Annotated in this window: 11 protein-coding genes; 2 read left to right on the top strand and 9 right to left on the bottom strand. The window is 66.3% G+C overall.

Translation table 11 applies throughout. From position 1 onward, the window contains the following. The coding region (locus FJ386_08865; protein ID MBM3876813.1) for a hypothetical protein at window positions 1–775 on the bottom strand (775 nt) is incomplete at its 3' end. Window positions 776–886: 111 nt separating this feature from the next. Here FJ386_08865 and FJ386_08860 point away from each other — a divergent pair. Then, entirely contained in the window at window positions 887–2386 is a 1500-nt protein-coding gene (locus FJ386_08860) for a DUF1501 domain-containing protein (GenBank protein MBM3876812.1), read from the top strand. A 27-nt stretch (window positions 2387–2413) separates the two neighbouring features. Here FJ386_08860 and lnt read toward each other — a convergent pair whose 3' ends face one another. Next, entirely contained in the window at window positions 2414–4057 is a 1644-nt protein-coding gene (gene lnt / locus FJ386_08855; protein ID MBM3876811.1) for an apolipoprotein N-acyltransferase, read from the bottom strand. A gap of 251 nt (window positions 4058–4308) precedes the next feature. Here lnt and FJ386_08850 point away from each other — a divergent pair, with 251 nt between their 5' ends. Further along, window positions 4309–5778, top strand: a complete 1470-nt coding sequence (locus FJ386_08850; GenBank protein MBM3876810.1) for a DASS family sodium-coupled anion symporter — start codon at window positions 4309–4311, stop codon at window positions 5776–5778. Between the two features lie 19 nt (window positions 5779–5797). Here the strand turns inward: FJ386_08850 and FJ386_08845 are convergent, their stop codons facing one another. The 7 genes from FJ386_08845 to gyrB form a co-directional block, all read right to left on the bottom strand. Beyond that, a complete protein-coding gene (locus FJ386_08845) occupies window positions 5798–8725 on the bottom strand; it encodes a c-type cytochrome (GenBank protein ID MBM3876809.1) in 2928 nt (975 codons plus the stop codon). 74 nt (window positions 8726–8799) lie between these two features. Continuing rightward, the gene (locus tag FJ386_08840) at window positions 8800–11172 is read right to left on the bottom strand and encodes a hypothetical protein (protein MBM3876808.1); all 2373 of its coding nucleotides are present in this window, start codon (window positions 11170–11172) and stop codon (window positions 8800–8802) included. Then, window positions 11169–12476, bottom strand: coding sequence for a hypothetical protein (locus tag FJ386_08835; GenBank protein ID MBM3876807.1), 1308 nt, complete (start codon window positions 12474–12476; stop codon window positions 11169–11171). Before FJ386_08835 ends, FJ386_08840 begins: the two co-directional genes overlap by 4 nt. A gap of 106 nt (window positions 12477–12582) precedes the next feature. Continuing rightward, the gene (gene maf, locus FJ386_08830; GenBank protein ID MBM3876806.1) at window positions 12583–13200 is read right to left on the bottom strand and encodes a septum formation protein Maf; all 618 of its coding nucleotides are present in this window, start codon (window positions 13198–13200) and stop codon (window positions 12583–12585) included. Further along, a complete protein-coding gene (locus tag FJ386_08825) occupies window positions 13197–13886 on the bottom strand; it encodes a DUF1802 family protein (GenBank protein ID MBM3876805.1) in 690 nt (229 codons plus the stop codon). Before FJ386_08825 ends, maf begins: the two co-directional genes overlap by 4 nt. Window positions 13887–13912: 26 nt before the next feature. After that, complete coding sequence (gene gyrA / locus FJ386_08820) at window positions 13913–16561, bottom strand: DNA gyrase subunit A (GenBank protein MBM3876804.1); 2649 nt, start codon at window positions 16559–16561, stop codon at window positions 13913–13915. 312 nt (window positions 16562–16873) lie between these two features. Beyond that, on the bottom strand, window positions 16874–19390 hold the full coding sequence (gene gyrB, locus FJ386_08815; GenBank protein ID MBM3876803.1) for a DNA topoisomerase (ATP-hydrolyzing) subunit B: 2517 nt from the start codon (window positions 19388–19390) through the stop codon (window positions 16874–16876). Window positions 19391–19410: the final 20 nt, after the last annotated feature.

Here is a 19410-nt window from a genome sequence, read left to right as displayed (position 1 = left end):
GACGCGCCGCGAGCGCGAGGATGAGTTCGCGGGTCTGCCTCTGCGAGTTCAGGACTTTCCCCCGGGCGCTGCTCGCGGACCTGCCGGACGGATCTAAAGACCGTGTCATGACCACGGCGCCAATGAACTCTGTGATCGTGGCAGTCCTCCGCACCCAATCACGCTCCATCTCCACCGTGGCTTCGAAGGGCTCGCGTTTGGAATCCACTGCGCGCAGCACCTCGATGCCATGTCGACAGTCGTTTGTTCCAAGCGCGCCCACCAGTCGCCGCGCTTCATCGAGGCCGACGTTTTCGCATGCGACACCAACCAGCCGGGCGATCAACAATCCGCCGCGCATCGAGTTTGCGCCCAACCGCACGGCGTCGAGCGAACTCCGCAGTGCCTCGGAAGGGCGGGCATCGAGGCCGGCGAGTCGGGCGTCGGCGGCGAAGGCAACCGCGAGCTGGCGCATCGCTGTAAGTTCATTAAGTCGCCGGTCCAGGTAGTCCGGCGTGAAATCATCCGGCACGCGACTCTCCAGCGCCAGAGCCAGCCGCGCCTTGGCAAGTGCGTTCGTATTTCGCTCCGCGATCCAACGGAGTTCGTCGAGAGTATTGGTCCGAAATCCCGGAGCTTCCGCGCCCAGCAGGGCCGCGGCTTTCACCAGTTCATCGTAACCGTTCGGGCTCGGCAGCGGTTTGCGCGGCGGCGGCGGGTCGGGCCAGAACATCATCACGCCCGCCAGCAGGAAGGCGAACACGATGAGTGTGACGATGAGCGCGCGTTTGCCCATGGATGGAGCCGGATGGTTTCACACCCGCGTGGTATCGCAACGCGAATCGCGACGAAGCACCGCACCAGTTGACGCGCCGCCGCTGCTCGGCGAAGATGCGTCCGTCAATCCATGAGCCACACACCTGGTTTCCACGGCCCGCCGTGCGGACGCGTTCCCCGGCGCGTGTTCCTGTCCGACCTCGGGATGGGTTTCACCGGGCTTGCGCTCGGCGCGATGCTCGCGCGCGATGGCCTTGCGGGGGCAGCGGCTCCATCCCCCGCCGCCGCGCCGCAGGGCCGGCCGCTCTTCGCGCCGAAGGCGAAGTCCGTGCTCTGGATTTTCCTCAGCGGCGGATACAGCCACGTGGAGACGTTCGACCCCAAGCCCGAGCTTACGAAACACGCGGGCAAGACGTTCGACAAGCTGCCCTTCGAGAATCCCATCAACTCGCCGAAGCATCACACGCGCTTCCGCTCCGTGCCCGCGCAGGAGGTCAACGTGCGCGACGTGTATCCGATCATCTACCCGATGCAGGTCGGCTTTGCGCAGCACGGCCAGTGCGGCGTGGCGATGACCGACTGGTGGCCGAACCTCTCGACGTGCGCGGACGACCTCTGCTTCGTGCGCAACATGTGGACGACGGACAACGATCACTTCGCCGAGAACCAGTTCCACACCGGCCGGCACCGGCTCGACGAACAACAGCCAAGCCTCGGCGCGTGGATTCACTACGGACTCGGCTCGATGAACGAAAACCTGCCGAAGTTCGTCGTGCTCGGCGGCCCGACCAATTCCACGACGCGCTGGAGCATCGATTCCCTGTATCTCGGCCCGCAGCACGCGGGCGTGCCGTTCGCGCTCGACCCGAAGAACCCGCTGCCCTTCGGCCAGCGCACAGCGGGGCAGACGGAGGCGCAGCAGCGCGACGAGTTCGAACTCATCGGCCGGCTCAACCGCCTTGCGGCCGTCGAGTATCCGGCCGACGACGCGTTGCGGGCACGCATCAAGGCCTACGAACTCGCGTTCCGCATGCAGGCGTCCGTGCCCGAGGCGCTCGACTTCAAGTCCGAGAGCGACGCGACCACGAAGCGCTACGGGCTCGACCACGACGCGACGAAGGCTTCGGGCCAGCGCCTGCTCACCGCGCGCCGGCTCATCGAGCGCGGCGTGCGCTTCGTGCAGGTGTATCCGAGCGCCTACGGCACGTGGGACTCGCACCAGAAGCTGAAGGAGAACCACGCCAAGATGTGCGCGAGCGTGGACAAACCCGTGGCCGGCCTGTTGAAGGACATGAAGGCGCGGGGCCTGCTCGACGAAACGCTCGTGGTCTTCTGCACCGAGTTCGGCCGAACGCCGGGGCTTGAGCAACGCGGCGGCGGCAAGGACGGCCGCGACCATCATCCGCACGGGTTCACGATCTGGTTCGCGGGCGCGGGAGTGAAACGCGGCATCACGCACGGCGAAACGGATGAACTCGGATACCACGCGCTCGGCGAAGGCCATTACGTCACCGACATTCACGCGACCGTATGCCACCTGCTCGGCCTGGACCTCCGCCGCCTTGAAGTGCCCGGCCGCAAGCGGCTCGAGATCGACCACGGCAGCGTCATCCGCGACATCCTCGCGTGACGGATTTCGGGCGCGCGGATTTCCGGGTCAGGGACGCTTCGCCCGCCGCAGGGACATTCCCGCAACCGCCAGCGTCAGCGCGACGCAGCTCCATCCCAGCCAGTCGCCGTGCCGGTTGTAGAAGGTTCGCGCGCGCGGTGCTCCCTCCGCGGGCAGCGGGACGGTCACTGTTTTGAACCCGCGTTGATACACGTCTTCCGAGCCCTCGAAGTAAACCGCGTGCATTCGTCCGCGCGCGTCCACCCAGCACGTGAGCCCGTTGTTCGTGCAGCGCACGAGCGGCACGCCGTTCTCGACCGCGCGGAACGATGCATTCGCGGCGTGCTGCCATTGCTCGGCGCTTTCGTTGAACCACCCGTCGTTTGTCAGGTTCACAAGGAAGTCCACCCCAGCCGACGCCGCCTCGCGCCCCGACGCCGCGAAGACATCCTCGAAGCAGATCAACACCGCCAGCCGCGCGCGGGGCCCGGTCATCTCCATGGGCGACGGCCCGCCGCCCGGCGTGAAGCCGCCCTCGATCGGCGTAACGTGGCGGAGGAACGGCAGCCACTTCACGAGCGGGACGTATTCGCCGAAGATGACCAGCCGCTGCTTGCGATAGCGGCCGGCGGGTTTGCCGTCGGGGTCGAGCAGGAAGGCGGAATTGAAGTAGCGCGTCTCGGCCGGGTTGTCGGAGCCGGGTCGGCTCTCAACGTCGTCCGCGCCGAGCAGGAGCCAGACGCGATGACGCCGCACGAGTTCGAGGATGCGGTCGTGCATTCCCGGCGCGAGCGCGGGCAGGGCGGCCTCGGGCCACACGAGCAGGTCGGGCTTTGTCGCAAGCGCGGCTTCGGAGAGTTCGATCAGCTTGTTGAAGCGGTTGGTCGTCTCGCGCGGGTCGAAGATCAGCGTCTGCGGGATGCTGGGCTGGACCAGCGCGAGCCGGATCGATCGGTCCGCGGGGACCGGTGCCGCAAGCCGGCTGAATCCGAACGCGCACACCGCCGCCGCCACGAGCGCGGGCGCGAGCAACTCGCGCACCCACAGCCACCGCGCCGCCGGCTGCCGCGCGAGCATGAGCAGCGTGAGCGACAGCGCCACCGCGAACCACACCAGCACGAACGACACGCCGTGCACGCCCGTGATCGAGGCAAGCTGCGCGACGGGCAGCATCCGGTGCTGCGTGACGCCCAGCGGCAGCCACGGGAACCCCGTAAGCAGGCGACCGAGGGTGAATTCCAATCCGACCCAAAGCACCGCGCACGCGAGCGCCCACCACGCGCGCTCAAGCCACGTCGCCGCGGCCACGTCGCCGAAACCGGGGAAAGCCGCGTCGCCTTCCGTGCCCGCGAGTCGCGTCGGGAACGCGCTCCAGCAGAGCCAGACCCAGACTGCGACGAACAGCGCGCACCACGCGCCGAGCGCGAGCCACGCGAAGATCGGTCCGATCGCAACGGGCATGTAGAGCAGCCAGTAAAGCGATGCGAGATGGAACGCGAGGCCGCCGGTGAAGCCAACGCGAAACGCCGCGCCGGGCGCGAGCCCCGATGCCGCGAAAAGCAGCAGCCCCGGCGCGGCCCATGCGAATCCCGCCGCATCCGCCTTGGGAAACGCCGCGCACAGCATGAGCCCGGCGACGAGCGCGAGGCCGTGACGCGGGCGGGTTTGGGCACTGGGCAGCGGGAAACGCACGGAGAGAGTTTTCAGTCTTCGGTCCTCGGTCGCCAGGGGCCGGGGCGCTGTTGAATGGTGATTGCGGATTCGACCCAGATTCTTGCCATTACGGTTTCAAGCCGGAGACTCTGGACCGGCGACGCGGTGAACATCCGGTGAATCGTCGCGGCGCTCAAGCCAAGACGGAGCGCCCGCTCCATTCTGGACACAGACCTCCGGACACTGAACACTTCCGCCACTTCATTCCAGTCACCGGCACGCCCGTCGCAATGAATCCTGCGCCCAAGGCAAGTCCCAGCCCGGCCCCACAGCCGCTTGTGCCGCCGTGGGTCGCGTGGACGCTGATCTTCGCGCTCGGCGCGTTCATCGCGTGGTGGCGGCCGGGTGTCGGCGAGAAGGGTGTGAACCCCGAGGGCTGGCGGTTGCTCGCGGTTTTCCTCCCGTGCATCCTCGCCTTGATGCTCCAGCCCGTCGCCGGGGGCGCGGCGGTCCTCATGGCGTTGCTCGGCAGCGTGCTCATCGGCGCGCTCAAGCTCGACACGGCGCTTGCGGGCTACATGGAACCGCAGGTGTGGCTGGTGCTCGCGGCGTATTTCCTCGCGCGCGCGTTCATCAACACCGGGCTCGCCCGGCGCATCGCCCTGCTGTTCATCCGCGCGCTCGGCCGCACGTCGCTCGGGCTTGGCTACGCGCTCGTGGCCTCGGACACCGTGCTTGCCGGGATGATCCCCTCGAACGCCGCGCGCATGGGCGGCGTGATGCTCCCGATCACGCGGAGCCTCGCGGAATTGTTCAAGTCGCATCCCGGCGCGAGCGCCGGCTTGCTCGGGCGCTTCCTCATTCTTGCGCTTTATCAGGCGGGGGTCGTGGCGAGCGCGCTTTATTTCACCGGGCAGTCCAGCAACCCGCTGGCCGCGAAGCAGGCCTACGAACTCACCAAGGATGCGCCCGGCGGACCGGTCGAACTCAGCTACGGCTTGTGGCTGCTCTACGCGTCCGTGCCCGCGATCCTCTCGCTGGCGCTTCTGCCGTGGCTCATCTTCAAGTGGGAGCGTCCCGCCGTGACGCATACGCCCGAGGCCGCCGAGTTCGCGCGCTCCGAACTGACGACGATGGGGCCGCTGACGCGCAGCGAGCGGGTGCTCACGGTCATCTTCGCCGTCACCGTGACGGCCTGGATTGTCGGCGGCACGGCCTACGTGACGCTTGCGGGGCTTTGCGCGGTGACCGCGCTGCTGCTCACGCGCGTGCTTTCGTGGGACGACCTGATGCGCGAGCACGCGGCGTGGGACGTGTTCATCTGGTATGGCGGGCTCGTGCAACTCGGCAAGCAACTCAAGGAAACGGGGCTGCTGGACTTGTTCGCCGCGAGTGTCGCGGGGCGGTTCGAAGGGCTGCCCTGGTTCGCGGTGTTTGTCGCGTCGCTCCTGGTTTACTTCTACGCGCACTACGCGTTCGCGAGCATCACGACGCACCTGATCTCGCTGTATCCGGCGTTCGTGGCGGTGCTCATAGTCTCGGGCGCCCCGCCCGCGCTGGTGGCGTGCAGCTTCGCCTTCTTTGCGAACTTCTCCGCCGGCCTCACGCACTACGGCACGACGCCCGCGCCGATCTTCCACAGTGTCGGTTACACCACGCTCGCGACGTGGTGGCGCATCGGCCTGCTGGCGTCCTTCGTGAACATCGCCGTGTGGCTCACCGCCGGGCTGGCGTGGTGGAAGGTGCTCGGGTTGTGGTGAACTCGAGCCGGGCGCCCGCTCACCGCAGCGATTCGAGGAACGCCAGCAAATCCGCCGCATCCTGCGGCGTGAGATTGGAAAGCAGCCCTTCAGGCATCAGGGACAGTTGAAGCGGGACGAGCTTCGCGAGGGTGGCGCCGGACAGACGCAGCGTTTCGCCGGTTGCGATCTTGAGCGCCACCTCCTTCTCCGAGCGCGAAACGATGAAACCTGTTTGCGACGTGCCGTCCTTCAACTCGGCAACGAATCCAGTGAACCTCGGATCGATTGCCTTGGAGGGCTCCAGCAGGCTTTCGAGCAGTTGCGCCCGCGACAACCGGGCGCCCACGTTCGACTGGTCCGGGCCGAAGTCGCGACCGACTCCCTTCACAAGGTGGCAGTTCGCGCACTGCGCCTTGCCGTCGGCCGAGAACAACGTCGCGCCGCGCGCGCGGTCGCCCTTCAGCGCGAGGATGCGTTCCGCAGACGGGCGCGCGCCGAGGATCTCGACCCGTTCGTCGTCGGGCAGGAAGCGGTCGAACAGTTCACGCACTTGCGGTTCCCTCGCGCCCAGCGCGCGCTCGATGGCGAGAAGTCGCATGCCCGGCGCGAGCGTCGCGTCATCCACCGCGCGCAACAGCCGCAACGCGCCTGAGATGCTGCCCGTGAGTGTTTCGAGCGCGGCATCGCGTTCCGTGACAGTCGGGGCGGGCGCACCACACAACCGGGCGAGTGCCGCGGCTTCGGTTTGCGAGGTCGGGGACCTGGTCGACGAAGGCATCGCCGCGATCCAGTCATGGAGAACTTTCAGCGCGGCGACGTCCGGTTGCGTGGACCCGAGCGCCGGCATGTGCCCGCCGCCCACCTTCGAGAGGCGGTGCAACAGCACGGATCGATACGGATCGCCGGGCGCGACGAGGCGGGCATCCGCGATGCCGAACGTGCCCTGCAACGGAGCGACATCCACGACCTTCGTCTGCGCGAGCGTGGCCTCGTGGTTGAGGAAGATGAGTGCGGTGCCGCCGCCGTGGATGCGATGGCAGGCGGAACAGTTCGCGTGCAGCCACGAGCGCGAGCGCGCCTCGGGCGAAGCCGAGGTGTCGCGCGGGTGCGCAAGGCGGGTCTTCGGCGCGGCGGCGGCGAAGGGTTTGTCAATGAGCGCGAGGTCGGTGAGGGTCGCGAGCCGGTCCACCGGCGCGCCGAGCGCCAACTGGCCCGGCTGGAATCCGAGCGTGAATCCATTCCACGAGTTGTGGCAGCGCAGGCACTCGGCGCGCGAGTGGAAGCGCCACGCGAGCCGTCGTTTGCCACCGGGCGCCCCGGAATCGCGCACGGTGAAGTTCTGTTCCGCGCCTGCCGCGTCCACAAGCGCGGCATCGGTTTGCGCGTCGTTCCAGCGATACGCGTAGGCGCGCCACTGCCGGCCGTCGAAGTGCAGCAGTTGGGTTTCGACCTTTCGGGCGGTGGCCGGTTGGCCGCGCTCGAGTTCGAGCGAGAGCGTGCGCGCGAACACGGTGTTCGTGGGAAACTTTGGCCGCGCATTCTCGCCGCGGCCCTCGTAGGAGGCGGTGTTCGTGCCCGGCAACGCCACAAATCGTTTCGCCGTCGCGCCGTCGTTCCACATCGGCGCCGCGACGTCGAAGGGATACACGCCGGGCGCCGGGGACTGCCTCGCCGTGTTCGCGAAGAGGCCGCTCTCGCTCAACTTGCGCGGGAACTTCGAGGGTTGGCCCGCGTCGGGGTTGGGAACGAGCCGGTGCAGCGTCGAGGGCGTGCCGTAGTGGATGTAAACCTGCTCGCCGTCCTGCCCCTCGCCGTAGGTGACGATGCGGTGCGGCGTGTCGGCGATGAGCGCGTGCGACGTGGTGTTCGTGCCGTCGTGGTGAAGCGCCCACGCCTTGCCGGTCTCGTAATCGCCGTAAAGAAGCGCGCCGCGCAGTTGAGGGAACTGCCTGCCGCGATAGACGTATCCCGTGCTGATGCTCGCGGCTTCGTGGTGCGGGTGCGCGTAGGTCGCCGGCAGGATGGGCGTCGGGCCGCGCCGCCCGGCGGGTTTCACCGGTTGCGGCCCCTCCATCGCGGACCAGCCGTAGTTGCCGCCGCGCTGCACGCGGAACACGAGTTCCCACAATTCCCACCCGACATCGCCGATCCACAGCGAGCCGTTCTGCGGGTCGAAGCACATCTTCCACGGGTTGCGAAATCCATACGCCCAGATCTCCGGTCGCGCGCCGGCGAGGTTCACGAACGGGTTGTCCGGCGGCACGCGATAGCCGCGCCCGGGTTCCGCTCCGTCCACGTCCACGCGCAGCACGCTGCTGAGCAGGTCGCTCACGTCCTGACCGGTGTCGAGTCCGTCGGGCGGATTCGGCCCCGTGCCGTCACCGGTCGTGATGTAGAGCATTCCATCGGGTCCGAACTTGAGGCAGCCGCCGTTGTGGCCGCCGCTCCAAAAGGTGAGGATGACTTTCTCGCTCTTCGGATCGGCACGCGGCGGTTCCCCCGGCGGCACAGTGAACCGCGACACGATGGAGCCGTTCGTGAGGCTGTCCTTGACCACGTAGCAGGCGAAAACCTGGCGGTTCTCGACGAAGCGCGGATGGAACACGAGCCCGTAGGCGATGCGCGTCTCGGGGTTGGCCTGCTTAAGGTCGAGAAAAAGGTCCGCCGACGCGACCGAGTCATCGGGCGGAAACGAGAAGACCTTGCCGTCCTGCTGCAGGACGAAGAGCCGTGGACTGCCCGGCGCGAGCGCCATCTCGAGCGCGTTGGTGAAGACGAGGTTTGGAAACGCCCGCGCGCTGATGAACGGCAGCGGTGGCTCGGGCGTGCCGAAAACGCGCGAACTGGTCCAGGGCTTCCGCGACAGCGGCGTTGCGGCGCCGTGGGCATCGACGCTGGCGCCAAGCAGCGCGGCTGCCGACACGGCGGCGAGCTTCCGCAACAAGACAGTGGCCGGTGGGATCACGACGAAAACCCTACGCCCGGAAACGTCGCGCCGACAACTCCGCAGTGGACTTCAAGCGAAGCCCCGGTCGCGCTTCAACGCGCCGTGGTTTGTTCCGCGCCGCGACGGACCTTCACAAGAATGGGCAGCGAGGTCTGCCTGCCCGCCTGGTTCTCGATGGCGTGCGCCAGCCGGTCTGTCTCGGGAACCCACCGCTCGGCATGGAAAAAAATCTGCCGTTCGTTCTCGCCCTTCGGAATCAGCACGCCGTTGAGCCCGATGTCATCCACGATGACGCCGTGCGGGAGGTTGTCCACCTGGAAGGTGACGAGGTCCTCGTGTCCGTTCCGCTCGATGCGCAGGCGCGCGGGCGTGCGCCGGCCGGCGGTGAGCGTGAACTCGAATGGCTTGCCGGGCACCGCGCGGCCCGCGCCCGCCGCGGGTTCGAGATGAACCGTGACCTTGGGTTTCTCCGCGAGGGTGGGCTTGCCGAAGTTGTTCACCTCGCGGGTCACGGTGCGGCCGTCAACGATCGCGGTCGCCGAGACTTTCACCGCGGCCCACACGGCGGGCGCGGGGGCGACGGCATCGGCCGCAGCGTTGAGCGTGCCCTTCGCGGCGGTGTGGCCCGCCTGGATGACCACCGGCGTGGACACCGTGAAGCCCGCCGGGACGCCCGTGATGTCGACGCGGATGTCGCCGTTGAAACCGTCCGCGCGGTCCGCGTTGAGCGTGAACTCCTTCCCGCTCGCGCGGTTGATCGCCTGGTCGGCGCCGGCGAGCGAGACCGTAAAGTCGGGCCTTGGCTCGCGCGCCACCAACCGGTAGGTGAAGCGGCTGCCGCCGAACCCCCGCGCGTCGGTCACCCGCACGAGATACGCGCCGTCCGCGGGCGCGGTGAAATGGAGCTTGGAATCGCTGCCGAGCTTGCGTTCGCCGTCGTCGTCGTTGACGTGGTTGACCAGAAAAATCGGGAGCCCGCTCTGCACGAGCTTCGCGCCGGGCGGATGCGGCTCCACGATGTAGCACGTCTCCTCGTTCGCGTGCGCGGTCGGGGTCGTGTCGAAGTAAGTGACGCGCTTGCCGCCGGCGCTGAACAAGATCGAGTCGGAGTCCGGCCCCTGCGGCGCGCGAAAGAGCCGGCCGACCTCGCCGTTGAACCAGACAAACTGCGTGAGCTCCATCTCCTCCCAATTCTTGAGGCGCACGCCCGTGCTGTTTGCGTCCATCGGGCGGAAGTTGATGTAACTGTCGCGCACGGCCTGCAATTGCACGCGCGGCACGGGTGAACCGTCGGCGTGCAGCACCTCGATCCGGGTGTCCACCGGAGAACCGAGGCGCTCGGCCATCGTCTCGAAAATCCAACGCTGGCCTTTCTTCGTCTCGAAGCGGAAGAGGTCGGCGTCCTGCGCCTCCGGCGCGCGCCGGGCTCCAGCCCGGACCGGCTCCTTTACGGCCGACATCGCGGGCCCGATGCGACCGTTCACGACGGCGGGCGCAGTGATGCGTGTCGCCGTTGCCGGAGAGTCGTTGGGCTCGATCTCGACAAGCTCGCGCCCGTCGCCGACGAGCACCTTGACTTCACGTCGCGCGCGAAACCTTGCCGGGTCAATGGGAATCGTGACTTCGCCACCCTGGCCAGACTTCACGGACACTCGCGAGCCAGGCGGGATGTTCTCGCCGACCAGCTCGACCGTGGTTTCCGAATCCGCCGGCACGCTCATTGGAAACACGCCGGTCACCACCGGAAACGAGCCCACCGAAAGCCGGTAGAAATGGTCCTTGGAAGCCGTGGCCAGCAAGTCCGCGACGCGCGCGGTGTAACGCGCGGTGGCGGGCGCGCGAAAGGTGATCATCGGCTCGGTGCCGGCGTCGAAGCCATTGTTGACCGCGAGCACCCGGCCGCGCGCGTCGAGCAGCGTGAGCACGCTGTTCTTCACCGCAGACCCGAGGCTCGATGTCGCAAGGTCGAGCACGACCGTCTGGCCCGCCGCCGCGAAAAAATCAAACTGGCCGGGCTTTCCCGGCACGTCGAGCGTTCCCCAAAAGCCCGCGGGAATCGCCGGAGCCGCGGCGCGGTTCGCCGCCTCGTCGAACTGCGGGATGTCATCCACGAACAACCTCACCCGGCTGCTCTCGCCGGCGGCGGACTTGACCGAAAACTCATAGGCGCCGCGCGCGAGCGAGCCGGACGATTTCACGAAGATGCTCGCCCCGGCCGGCTTCGCATCCGGCAGGACCGTCGCGGTGAGGTTTGTGTTTGAGAAGGTGACGTTGGTGATCGCCGCGAGGTTTGCGCCGGTCAGCATGACCTTCGCCTCGGTGCCGCGCTCGACACCGCGAGGTTCGATGCGCGAGATCGTCGGCACGGGCGGCGGAGCGGCTTTCTTTGCCGGCTCCGCGGCGTTCGCAGTCGCGGCGGCACACAGGACGAGAAGGGCGCGGGCGTGGTGCGAGACAGGCTTCATGGCTTGCGTGTGTTGATCACGGCCTTGCCGGTGGCGGCGTCGTAGAATTGCAGCGTTCCGTCGAGCCGGCCGAGGACGATGCTCCGGCCTCCGGCCGCGAACGTGACGCCGGGCGCGAGGTCGGGTTGTGGATCGAGCAGCACGCGCTCGGTGAGTTTGTCCGCGTTCCACACCTTCACGGTGCGATCCTCGGCGGACGAAAGCAGTGACGCGCCATCGGGCGACGCGATGAGCGCGAGGATCGGGCCTTCGTGGGCGAAACGCGATTCGAGCAACTCGTTCGTGCCGTCGAGCGCCGAGTCGCTGACCGCGTAAGCCCGGATGCGATTGTCCACGCCCGCGGTGAACACGCGCCGGCCGTCGGGCGAAAATGCGACGGCGTGCAAGTCCTTCAACGCCTCGGGGCGTGTGTCGAGCCGGCGGCCGGTGGCGACATCCCATAACTTCAGCGTGCGGTCGGCACTGACGCTCGCGAGCACTTGGTTGTCGGGCCGGAAGGCGAGTCCGAATATCGCGCCGCTGTGGCCGGACAGTGTTCGGAGTTCGGCGCCGCTGGCGACGCTCCACAACTTGATCCGCTGGTCGTAGCTCCCGGTCGCGAGCGTCCGGCCGTCGGGCGAAATCGCGATCGCGTAGAGCGCGTCCGTGTGTCCTTCAAGCGTGCGAATGCACTCACCCTTCGCGACATCCCATAACCTGGCCTCGCCGAAGAGCCCCGGCTCACCCGCGGCCGTCGCGAGCAGCTTGCCGTCGCGCGAGAAGGCCGCGCTGTTCACGTGGCCGCGATGGCCGGTGAGCGTCCGCACGGGGGCGCCGGTGGCTCCATGCACCAACTCGACCTCGCCGTAGCGCGCGACCGCCACAAGCCCCGGCTCCGCGGCGTGAGCCAGCGCGTGGATGGCCCGGCGCGGCTGCCCTTTGGGCGCAATCTTTGGGGTGTGCAGGTCGCGCGGCGAAACCGCCGCAGGCTGGCTCGGCGCGGACGCGCCGGCGTCGATCCAACCGCGCACGATGGAGATTTCCCGCGGCGTGAGTTTCGCGCGCTTGCCGGGCGGCATGAGTTTCTTCCCGTCGCGCCCCTCGATGGACTTGACGAGAAGGCTGTCGGACGCATGGCGCGCGATGACCGGCTTGCCGGAATCGCCGCCCCTCATGAGCGTGTCGAAGGTTTCGAGGACCAGGTTCTTCTCCGGGTCCTGCGCCGCGTGGCAGTCGAGACAGTGCTTCTTGAAAATCGCCGCGACCTCGGAGAAGTCGGGCAGGGTGGGCGGTGGCGCGGCAAGTCCAACGCCACCGGCGGTCATCGCGGCGAAGGCAACAATGAGGCTTGGAAGTCGCGGTATCAGGGGTCGAACTCTAGCCTTCACGTCCACGTCCGGGCAACAAGTCTGTTCACGCCGGCGGCCCTCATCACGCGCCCCGCGGTTTCCGCGCACGTGAAATCCACCCGCGCAATGCGGCGGTCACGCGCTCGACGGGCAGCCCGACCACGTTGCTGCGCGAGCCGGAGATGCGTTCCACAATCAGGTGTCCGTGTTCCTGGATTGCGTATGCGCCGGCCTTGTCAAGCGTGTGCACCAGGCTGAGGTAGCGGCGAATCGTCGCGTCGGAGAGGCGCTTGAAGGTCACCGCGGTTTGGTCCGCAAAGATCGAGCGGCGACCCGCGCTAAGGTTGAGCAGGCAGACGCCCGTGATCACCTGGTGGGTCTCTCCCGACAGCACGCGCAACATGCGGGATGCGTCCTGGATCGTGGCCGGCTTGCCAAACAACTCCGTGCCCAGGCAGACGAGCGTGTCCGCGCCCAGCACGAGGGCCGAGGGGTGCCGCCGGGCGACCGCGAGGGCTTTGCGCCACGCGTTGAACTGGCAAAGCTCGCGCGCGGTCAAGTGGCGGTGATGCGCCTCCTCGGCGCTCGACGGGATCACTTCGAACGCAAGCCCGAGGCCGCGAAGCAACTCCACGCGCCGCGGCGAGGCGGACGCGAGGACGAGCGGCGGGAGCCGCGATTGAAGTCCGGCGGCTTTCACGGGCCCACCTCGACGGCGGCGGAGGCAAGCGCGCTGCGAAGCGACGCGAGGCGACGGGAGAACTCCGCGTCCCCGAGCACCGGCCGCGCGCCTTCGGTCGCGACATCGGTGTCGAGCTCGACCCACGACTTGCAGCCCCCATAGCTGTCGCGCATCGGAAGCTCGACGCGCGAAGCGAGCCGGCTGACCCGCACCACGAGCGCGTGGATCGCCTGCTCGGCGCCCCACTTGAATCGCGTGGCGATCACGTCCTCGCGCCACACGTGCAACCCGCGGAGCGCGGATGCCTGCGCCGGGGATTCGAGCCGCCTCGCCTCGACAACCTCGGCGACAAGTTCGATGCGCACCACAAGTGGTTCAAGGCGGAAAGGGAACAGCGCGTGAGCCTGCCCGGCCGAGCCGTTTTCGCCGAGCGTGAAGTGCATGAGCCGCAGCCACGCGACGGTCATCGTCTCGTGATACCCCCGGTCGAGCGCGTCCGGCGTGCCATGAACTTCGTTGAGGGCCTTGATGCCCGAGCGCATCCGGGCGACCGCCGCTTCAAGCGGGAAACGCCGCAGGCAGAGCACCGCGGCCTTCAAATGCGTGCGGTGCTTCCATTCGCCAAACGGGATTTCTGCCGCCTCGAACGACTGGAGGAATCGCTCGTCCCGGGCAGTGAGAGTCGCGGCGGTTCTGGATTCCACTCGGTGGGTGAACAGGTCGCGGCGCTTCAGGCCTCGGCAGGCGCGGGAGCGGCGGCCGGTTCCTCATCGCCCCTGTCCTCGCTAATGACCGGGGCGATGGCCTGGAGTTTGTCGTTCGGGTCGAGGTTCACGAGTTTCACGCCCTGCGTGTTGCGGCCGCACTCGCGGATGTCCTTCACGAAGGTCCGCACCATCTGGCCGCCGGTGGTGATGAGCATGATTTCATCCGTGTCGCGGACGGCGAGCGCGCCAACCACGCCGCCGGTCTTGTCGGTGGTCTTCATGGTGATGATGCCCTTGCCGCCGCGGGATTGAAGCCGGTATTCGTCGAAGGGGGTGCGCTTGCCGACGCCGTTGTCGCCGGCAACGAGCAGCGTGGCGTCGGGCGCGACGAGCGCGAGCGCGACGACGCGGTCGGTGCGTTCGAGGTCGATGCCATAGACGCCCACGGCGGGGCGGCCCATCGGGCGCGCGTCCTCCTCGCTGAAGCGGATGCTCATGCCTTCCTTGGTGATGAGCACAATCTGGTCGCGACCGGTGGTGAGCATGGCGTTCATCAACGCGTCGCCGCTCTCGATGCCGATGGCGACGATGCCGCCCTTGCGGACGTTCGCGAAGTCCTCGAGCGGCGTCTTCTTGACGATGCCCTGTTGCGTGGCGAAGAAGACGAAGAAGGGCTGCTGCCACGTGAGGTCTTCCTTCTCGGGGCCGGTCTTGGAATGGACGCGGATGAGCGCGGCGATTTTTTCGTCGGGGCGCAGGTCGAGGAGGTTGGCGATGCTGCGGCCCTTGGAGGCGCGGCCCATGTCGGAGACTTCGTGCACGCGCTCGACATACACGCGGCCGGCGCTGGTGAAGAACATCAGGAAGTCGTGCGTGCTCGCGGTGAAGAGGTGCTCGATGAAGTCGGAGTCCTCGGGCTTCTCGGCCTCGCGCGTGGCCATGCCGATGACGCCCTTGCCGCCGCGGCGCTGGGCGCGGTAGCTGGAGATGTTGGTGCGCTTGATGAGGCCGTTGTGCGTGATGGTGATGATGACGGCTTCGTTGGCGATGAGATCCTCGATGGCCATCTCGCCCTCGTCGGGGACGATCTCAGTCTTGCGCGGCGTGGCGTGCTTCGCGCGGATTTCGTGGAGTTCCTTCTTGATGATGGTCATCACGCGCGATTCCTTCGCGAGGATGTCCAATAGGTCCTTGATGGTTGCCAGGAGGGACTTGTATTCGGCGTCCACCTTGTCGATCTCGAGGCCGGTGAGCTGGTAGAGGCGCAGGTCGAGGATGGCGTCCACCTGCCGCTCGCTGAGCGCGTAACGGCCGTCCGTGAGACGCGATTCGCTGCGGATGAGGATGCTCCAGCGCTCGACCTGCTGGCGGGTCCACTCGAAGGCGAGGAGCTTCACGCGGGCCTCGGCCTTGTCGGCACTGGACCGGATGATGTGGATGAACTCGTCGAGGTTCGCGAGCGCGATGAGATAGCCTTCGAGAAGTTCCGCGCGTTCCTCGGCCTTCTTGAGTTCAAAACGCGTGCGACGCAGCACGACGTCGCGCCGGTGCTCGATGTAGGCGGCGATGAGTGCCTTGAGGTTGAGTTCCTTGGGCTTGCCGTGGTCGATCGCGAGGTTGATGACGTTGAACGACACCTCCATCTGCGTGTGCTCGTAGAGGTTGTTGATGATGACTTTCGCGATGGCGTCGCGCTTGAGCTCGGCGATGAGGCGGCAATGCTCGTCGGACTCGTTGCGGACGGCGGTGATGTCGGTGATGACCTTGTTGTTGACGAGGTCGGCAATCTGCTGCTCGACGTTTGTGCGGACGACGTTGTAGGGGATCTCGGTGATGACAATCTGCTCGCGCGCGCCCTTGAGTTCCTCGAGGCCGACGCGGCCGCGCAGCTTGATCGCGCCGCGGCCGGTCTCGAAGTAGCTCTTGATTCCCTCGATGCCGCATATGACTCCGCCGGTCGGGAAGTCGGGCCCCTTGATGTGCTTCATCAACCCGGCCGTGGTGATCTCCGGGTCGTCAATCTGCGCGCAGATGCCGTCGATGATCTCGCCGAGGTTGTGCGGCGGCATGTTCGTGGCCATGCCGACGGCGATGCCGGTGCCACCGTTGACCAGGAGGTTCGGGAACGCCGCGGGAAAGACCGTGGGCTCCGTGAGGCGCTCGTCGTAGTTCGGGACGAAGTCGACCGTCTCCTTGTCCATGTCGGACATGAGCAGAGCGCCAAGGTGCGTGAGGCGGGCCTCGGTGTAACGCATCGCCGCGGGCGGATCGTCCTCGACGGAGCCAAAGTTGCCCTTGCCGTCCACGAGCTTCTCGCGCATAGCCCACGGCTGCGCCATGTGGACGAGCGTGGGATAAATGACGGCCTCGCCGTGCGGGTGATAGTTTCCCGAGGTGTCGCCGCAAATCTTGGCGCATTTGATGTGCTTGCGGCCGGGGAAGAGCGAGAGGTTCTCCATCGCGTAGAGGATGCGGCGCTGCGAGGGCTTGAGGCCGTCGCGCACGTCGGGCAGTGCGCGGGAGATGATGACCGACATCGAGTAGTCGAGGAACGAGGCCTTGATCTCCTCGGCGACGTTGATCTTCGTGATCTTCTCGCCTCCAGTGTAGAGGGAGCCGCCGCTGGATTGCGGTGGCTGCGGTGGCTGCGGTGGGTCGGTTTCGTCGGGCATGATCGGGAAATTCTAATCGACAGGGGTTCCAGAGGGGGGCGGCCTCCGGCCACGGAGTTGGTTGCTTCGGCTGCGGGGTGTGTGATGTTCAATCTTGACGGTCAGGCTTGGTTTGACACCCGACAACGCGGGCAGGACATGGTCATGGACTTGTTCTGCCGTCGCGCGAAACTTTCGGCACCGCGCGCTCACTTTCAACCATCCCGCGGCAACCCGGTCAAAGTGCTCAGTCCACGTCTTGCCGCAGATCACATTGTCGTAGCAATCATTGGCAAGTTTCATGGAAGCAGCCTGCGAACACCTCTGGTTCATTCAGACGTCGAGATTCCGCACGTTTAGGGCGTTGTCCTCGATGAACTGGCGGCGCGGCTCGACGTCCTCGCCCATGAGCTTGGTGAACATTTCCTCGGCTTCGACAGCGTCGGTGAGGTCGATGCGCAGCAGTTTGCGTTTGGCCGGATTCATGGTGGTCTCGAAGAGTTCCTTGGCGTCCATTTCGCCGAGGCCTTTGAAGCGGTAGATCTGGATGCCTTTCTTGCCGACGGCTTTCACGGCGCTGAGGATTTCGGGAATCGAGAAGAGTGGCGCGCTGGTCGCGCGCTCGCCCTCGCCCTCGGTGAGTTTGAAGAGTGGCTGGTCCTGTGCAGCGTAATGCTCGGCCGCGAGTCCTTTGCGCGCGAGTTTGCCCAGGATTTCGGCGATGGCCTTGGTCTCGAGATGCAGGTCGAAGTGCGCGGCGCGGCGCGTGGGGCCGTCTTTGCGGCTGACCTCGGTGTCGGCGCCAAATAGGTCGGCGTTGCGCGACTTGAAGTCCTCGATCGAGCGGTTGGTGACAAAGTAGTGCACGGTCTCGTCGTTGCCGTCGCGAATCTTGATCATGTGCTGCGGCAGCGTGCCGTCCTTGGAGCGGTGCTCAACGTAAGTGGCGAAGTCGCCGCCAAGCCGGCGGATGTAGGTGGCGTGCTTGTCGAGCGATTCGAGCAGCGTGAGGATTTCCTCAAGCTGCTTCGGCGTGAACTCGCGGCCGTCGGCGAGGTTCTCGAGCTTCACATCTTCGGCCCCGTTTTGGAGGAGGATGCGGTTGAGCGACGCATCGTCATCCACGTAGTCTGTGCGCTTTTTTCGTGTGACCGAGTAAAGCGGCGGCTGGGCGATGTAAACGAAACCCTGCTTCACAAGCTGCGGCATCTGGCGGTAGAAGAACGTGAGCAGCAGCGTGCGGATGTGCGAGCCGTCCACGTCGGCGTCAGTCATGATGATGACCTTGTGGTAGCGGAGCTTTTCGAGATTGAACGCGCCCTCGCCCTCGCCGTCGCCGATGCCGGTGCCGATGGCGGTGATCATCGTCCGGATTTCGTTGTTCTGAAGCACCTTGTCGAGCCGTGCCTTCTCGACATTGATGAGCTTGCCGCGTATCGGGAGGATCGCTTGAAACTTGCGGTCGCGCCCCTGCTTCGCAGAGCCGCCGGCAGAGTCGCCTTCGACGATGTAAAGCTCGGTGTTCTCGGGGTCGCGGTCGGAGCAGTCGGCGAGTTTGCCGGGCAAACCGCCGCCCGTGAGTGCGGTCTTGCGGACGGCTTCGCGGGCTTTACGCGCAGCTTCGCGGGCGCGGGCAGCGTTGAGCGACTTGTCGACTATCCGTCTGGCCACGGGCGGATTCCCATCGAAGTAGCTCATCAAACCTTCGTATGCGGCAGAACCGACAATGCTCTCGACTTCGGGCGAGAGGAGTTTGACTTTGGTTTGTGACTCAAACTTGGGATCGCTGTGCTTCACCGAGATGACAGCCGTGAGCCCTTCGCGAACGTCGTCGCCGGTGATCTGCGGATCCTTGTCCTTGAGCAGTTCGTTGGACTTCGCGTATTGGTTGATTGCGCGTGTGAGGGCACTGCGGAAGCCGGACAAGTGCGCGCCGCCATCGGGGTTGTGGATGGTGTTGGTGTAGCAGAGCACCTGGTCGTTGTAGCTGTCGTTGTATTGCAGGACGACCTCGACGTGGACTTCGACGGTCTTCTCGTCGGACTTGACGCGTGATTCCTTCCTGAACGCGATGGGCTTGGGATGCAGCGGCGCCTTGCTCTTGTTGAGTTGCTTGACGAATTCTTCGATGCCGTCACGGTAGAAGTAACGCTCGGGCTTCGCCTCCGGCTGGCGTTCGTCGAGGAACAAGATCTCGAGGCCCGAGTTGAGGAATGCCAACTCGCGGAGTCGTTGTGAGATGCGGTCGGCCTTGAACTCCGTGGTTTCGCGAAAGATCTCCGGGTCGGGCTTAAATGTGATGAGCGTGCCGGTGCCGCGGGCCTTGCCCATGACTTCGAGTTGCTTGGTCGTCTTGCCCCGTTCGAACTCCATGTGATGGAGCTTGCCGTCGCGCGAGACCTCCACCTCGAACCATTCGCTGACTGCATTCACGCACTTGGCACCCACGCCGTGCGTGCCGCCTGAAAACTTGTAGCCGCCTTGTCCATACTTTCCCCCTGAATGCAGCGTGGTGAGCACGAGTTCGACACCGGGGATCTTGTATTGCGGATGGGGATCCACCGGGATGCCACGCCCCGAGTCTCGTATGGAAATCGAGCCGTCGACGTGCACCGCGACTTCAATCTTGTCGCAGTGCCCGGCAAGGTGTTCGTCGACCGAGTTGTCAAGAACCTCCGAGACGCAGTGGTGCAACGCCCGCTCGTCCGTGCCGCCGATATACATGCCGGGCTTCTTGCGGACGGCCTCCAAGCCCTCGAGTTTGCCTAGTTTGGAGGAGTCGTAAGTCTCGGAAGCGTCTTGCGCGGGGGACGGAATCTCGGGCTCAACCACGGCGGATTCTTTGGACATATCGGGTGCGGAACGGGGGC

The sequence above is a fragment of the Verrucomicrobiota bacterium genome, from assembly GCA_016871675.1.
In the GTDB taxonomy this organism is placed as follows: Bacteria; Verrucomicrobiota; Verrucomicrobiia; order Limisphaerales; family VHCN01; genus VHCN01.
This window is presented reverse-complemented; position numbering and strand designations above follow the sequence as displayed.

Excerpts from the sequence above, each read along its gene's own strand:
- FJ386_08840 (MBM3876808.1), bottom strand. The coding sequence starts at position 11,172 with ATGAAGCCTGTCTCGCACCACGCCCGCGCCCTTCTCGTCCTGTGTGCC.
- gyrA (MBM3876804.1), bottom strand. The coding sequence starts at position 16,561 with ATGCCCGACGAAACCGACCCACCGCAGCCACCGCAGCCACCGCAATCC.
- FJ386_08850 (MBM3876810.1), top strand. The coding sequence starts at position 4,309 with ATGAATCCTGCGCCCAAGGCAAGTCCCAGCCCGGCCCCACAGCCGCTT.
- gyrB (MBM3876803.1), bottom strand. The coding sequence starts at position 19,390 with ATGTCCAAAGAATCCGCCGTGGTTGAGCCCGAGATTCCGTCCCCCGCG.
- FJ386_08860 (MBM3876812.1), top strand. The coding sequence starts at position 887 with ATGAGCCACACACCTGGTTTCCACGGCCCGCCGTGCGGACGCGTTCCC.
- FJ386_08835 (MBM3876807.1), bottom strand. The coding sequence starts at position 12,476 with ATGACCGCCGGTGGCGTTGGACTTGCCGCGCCACCGCCCACCCTGCCC.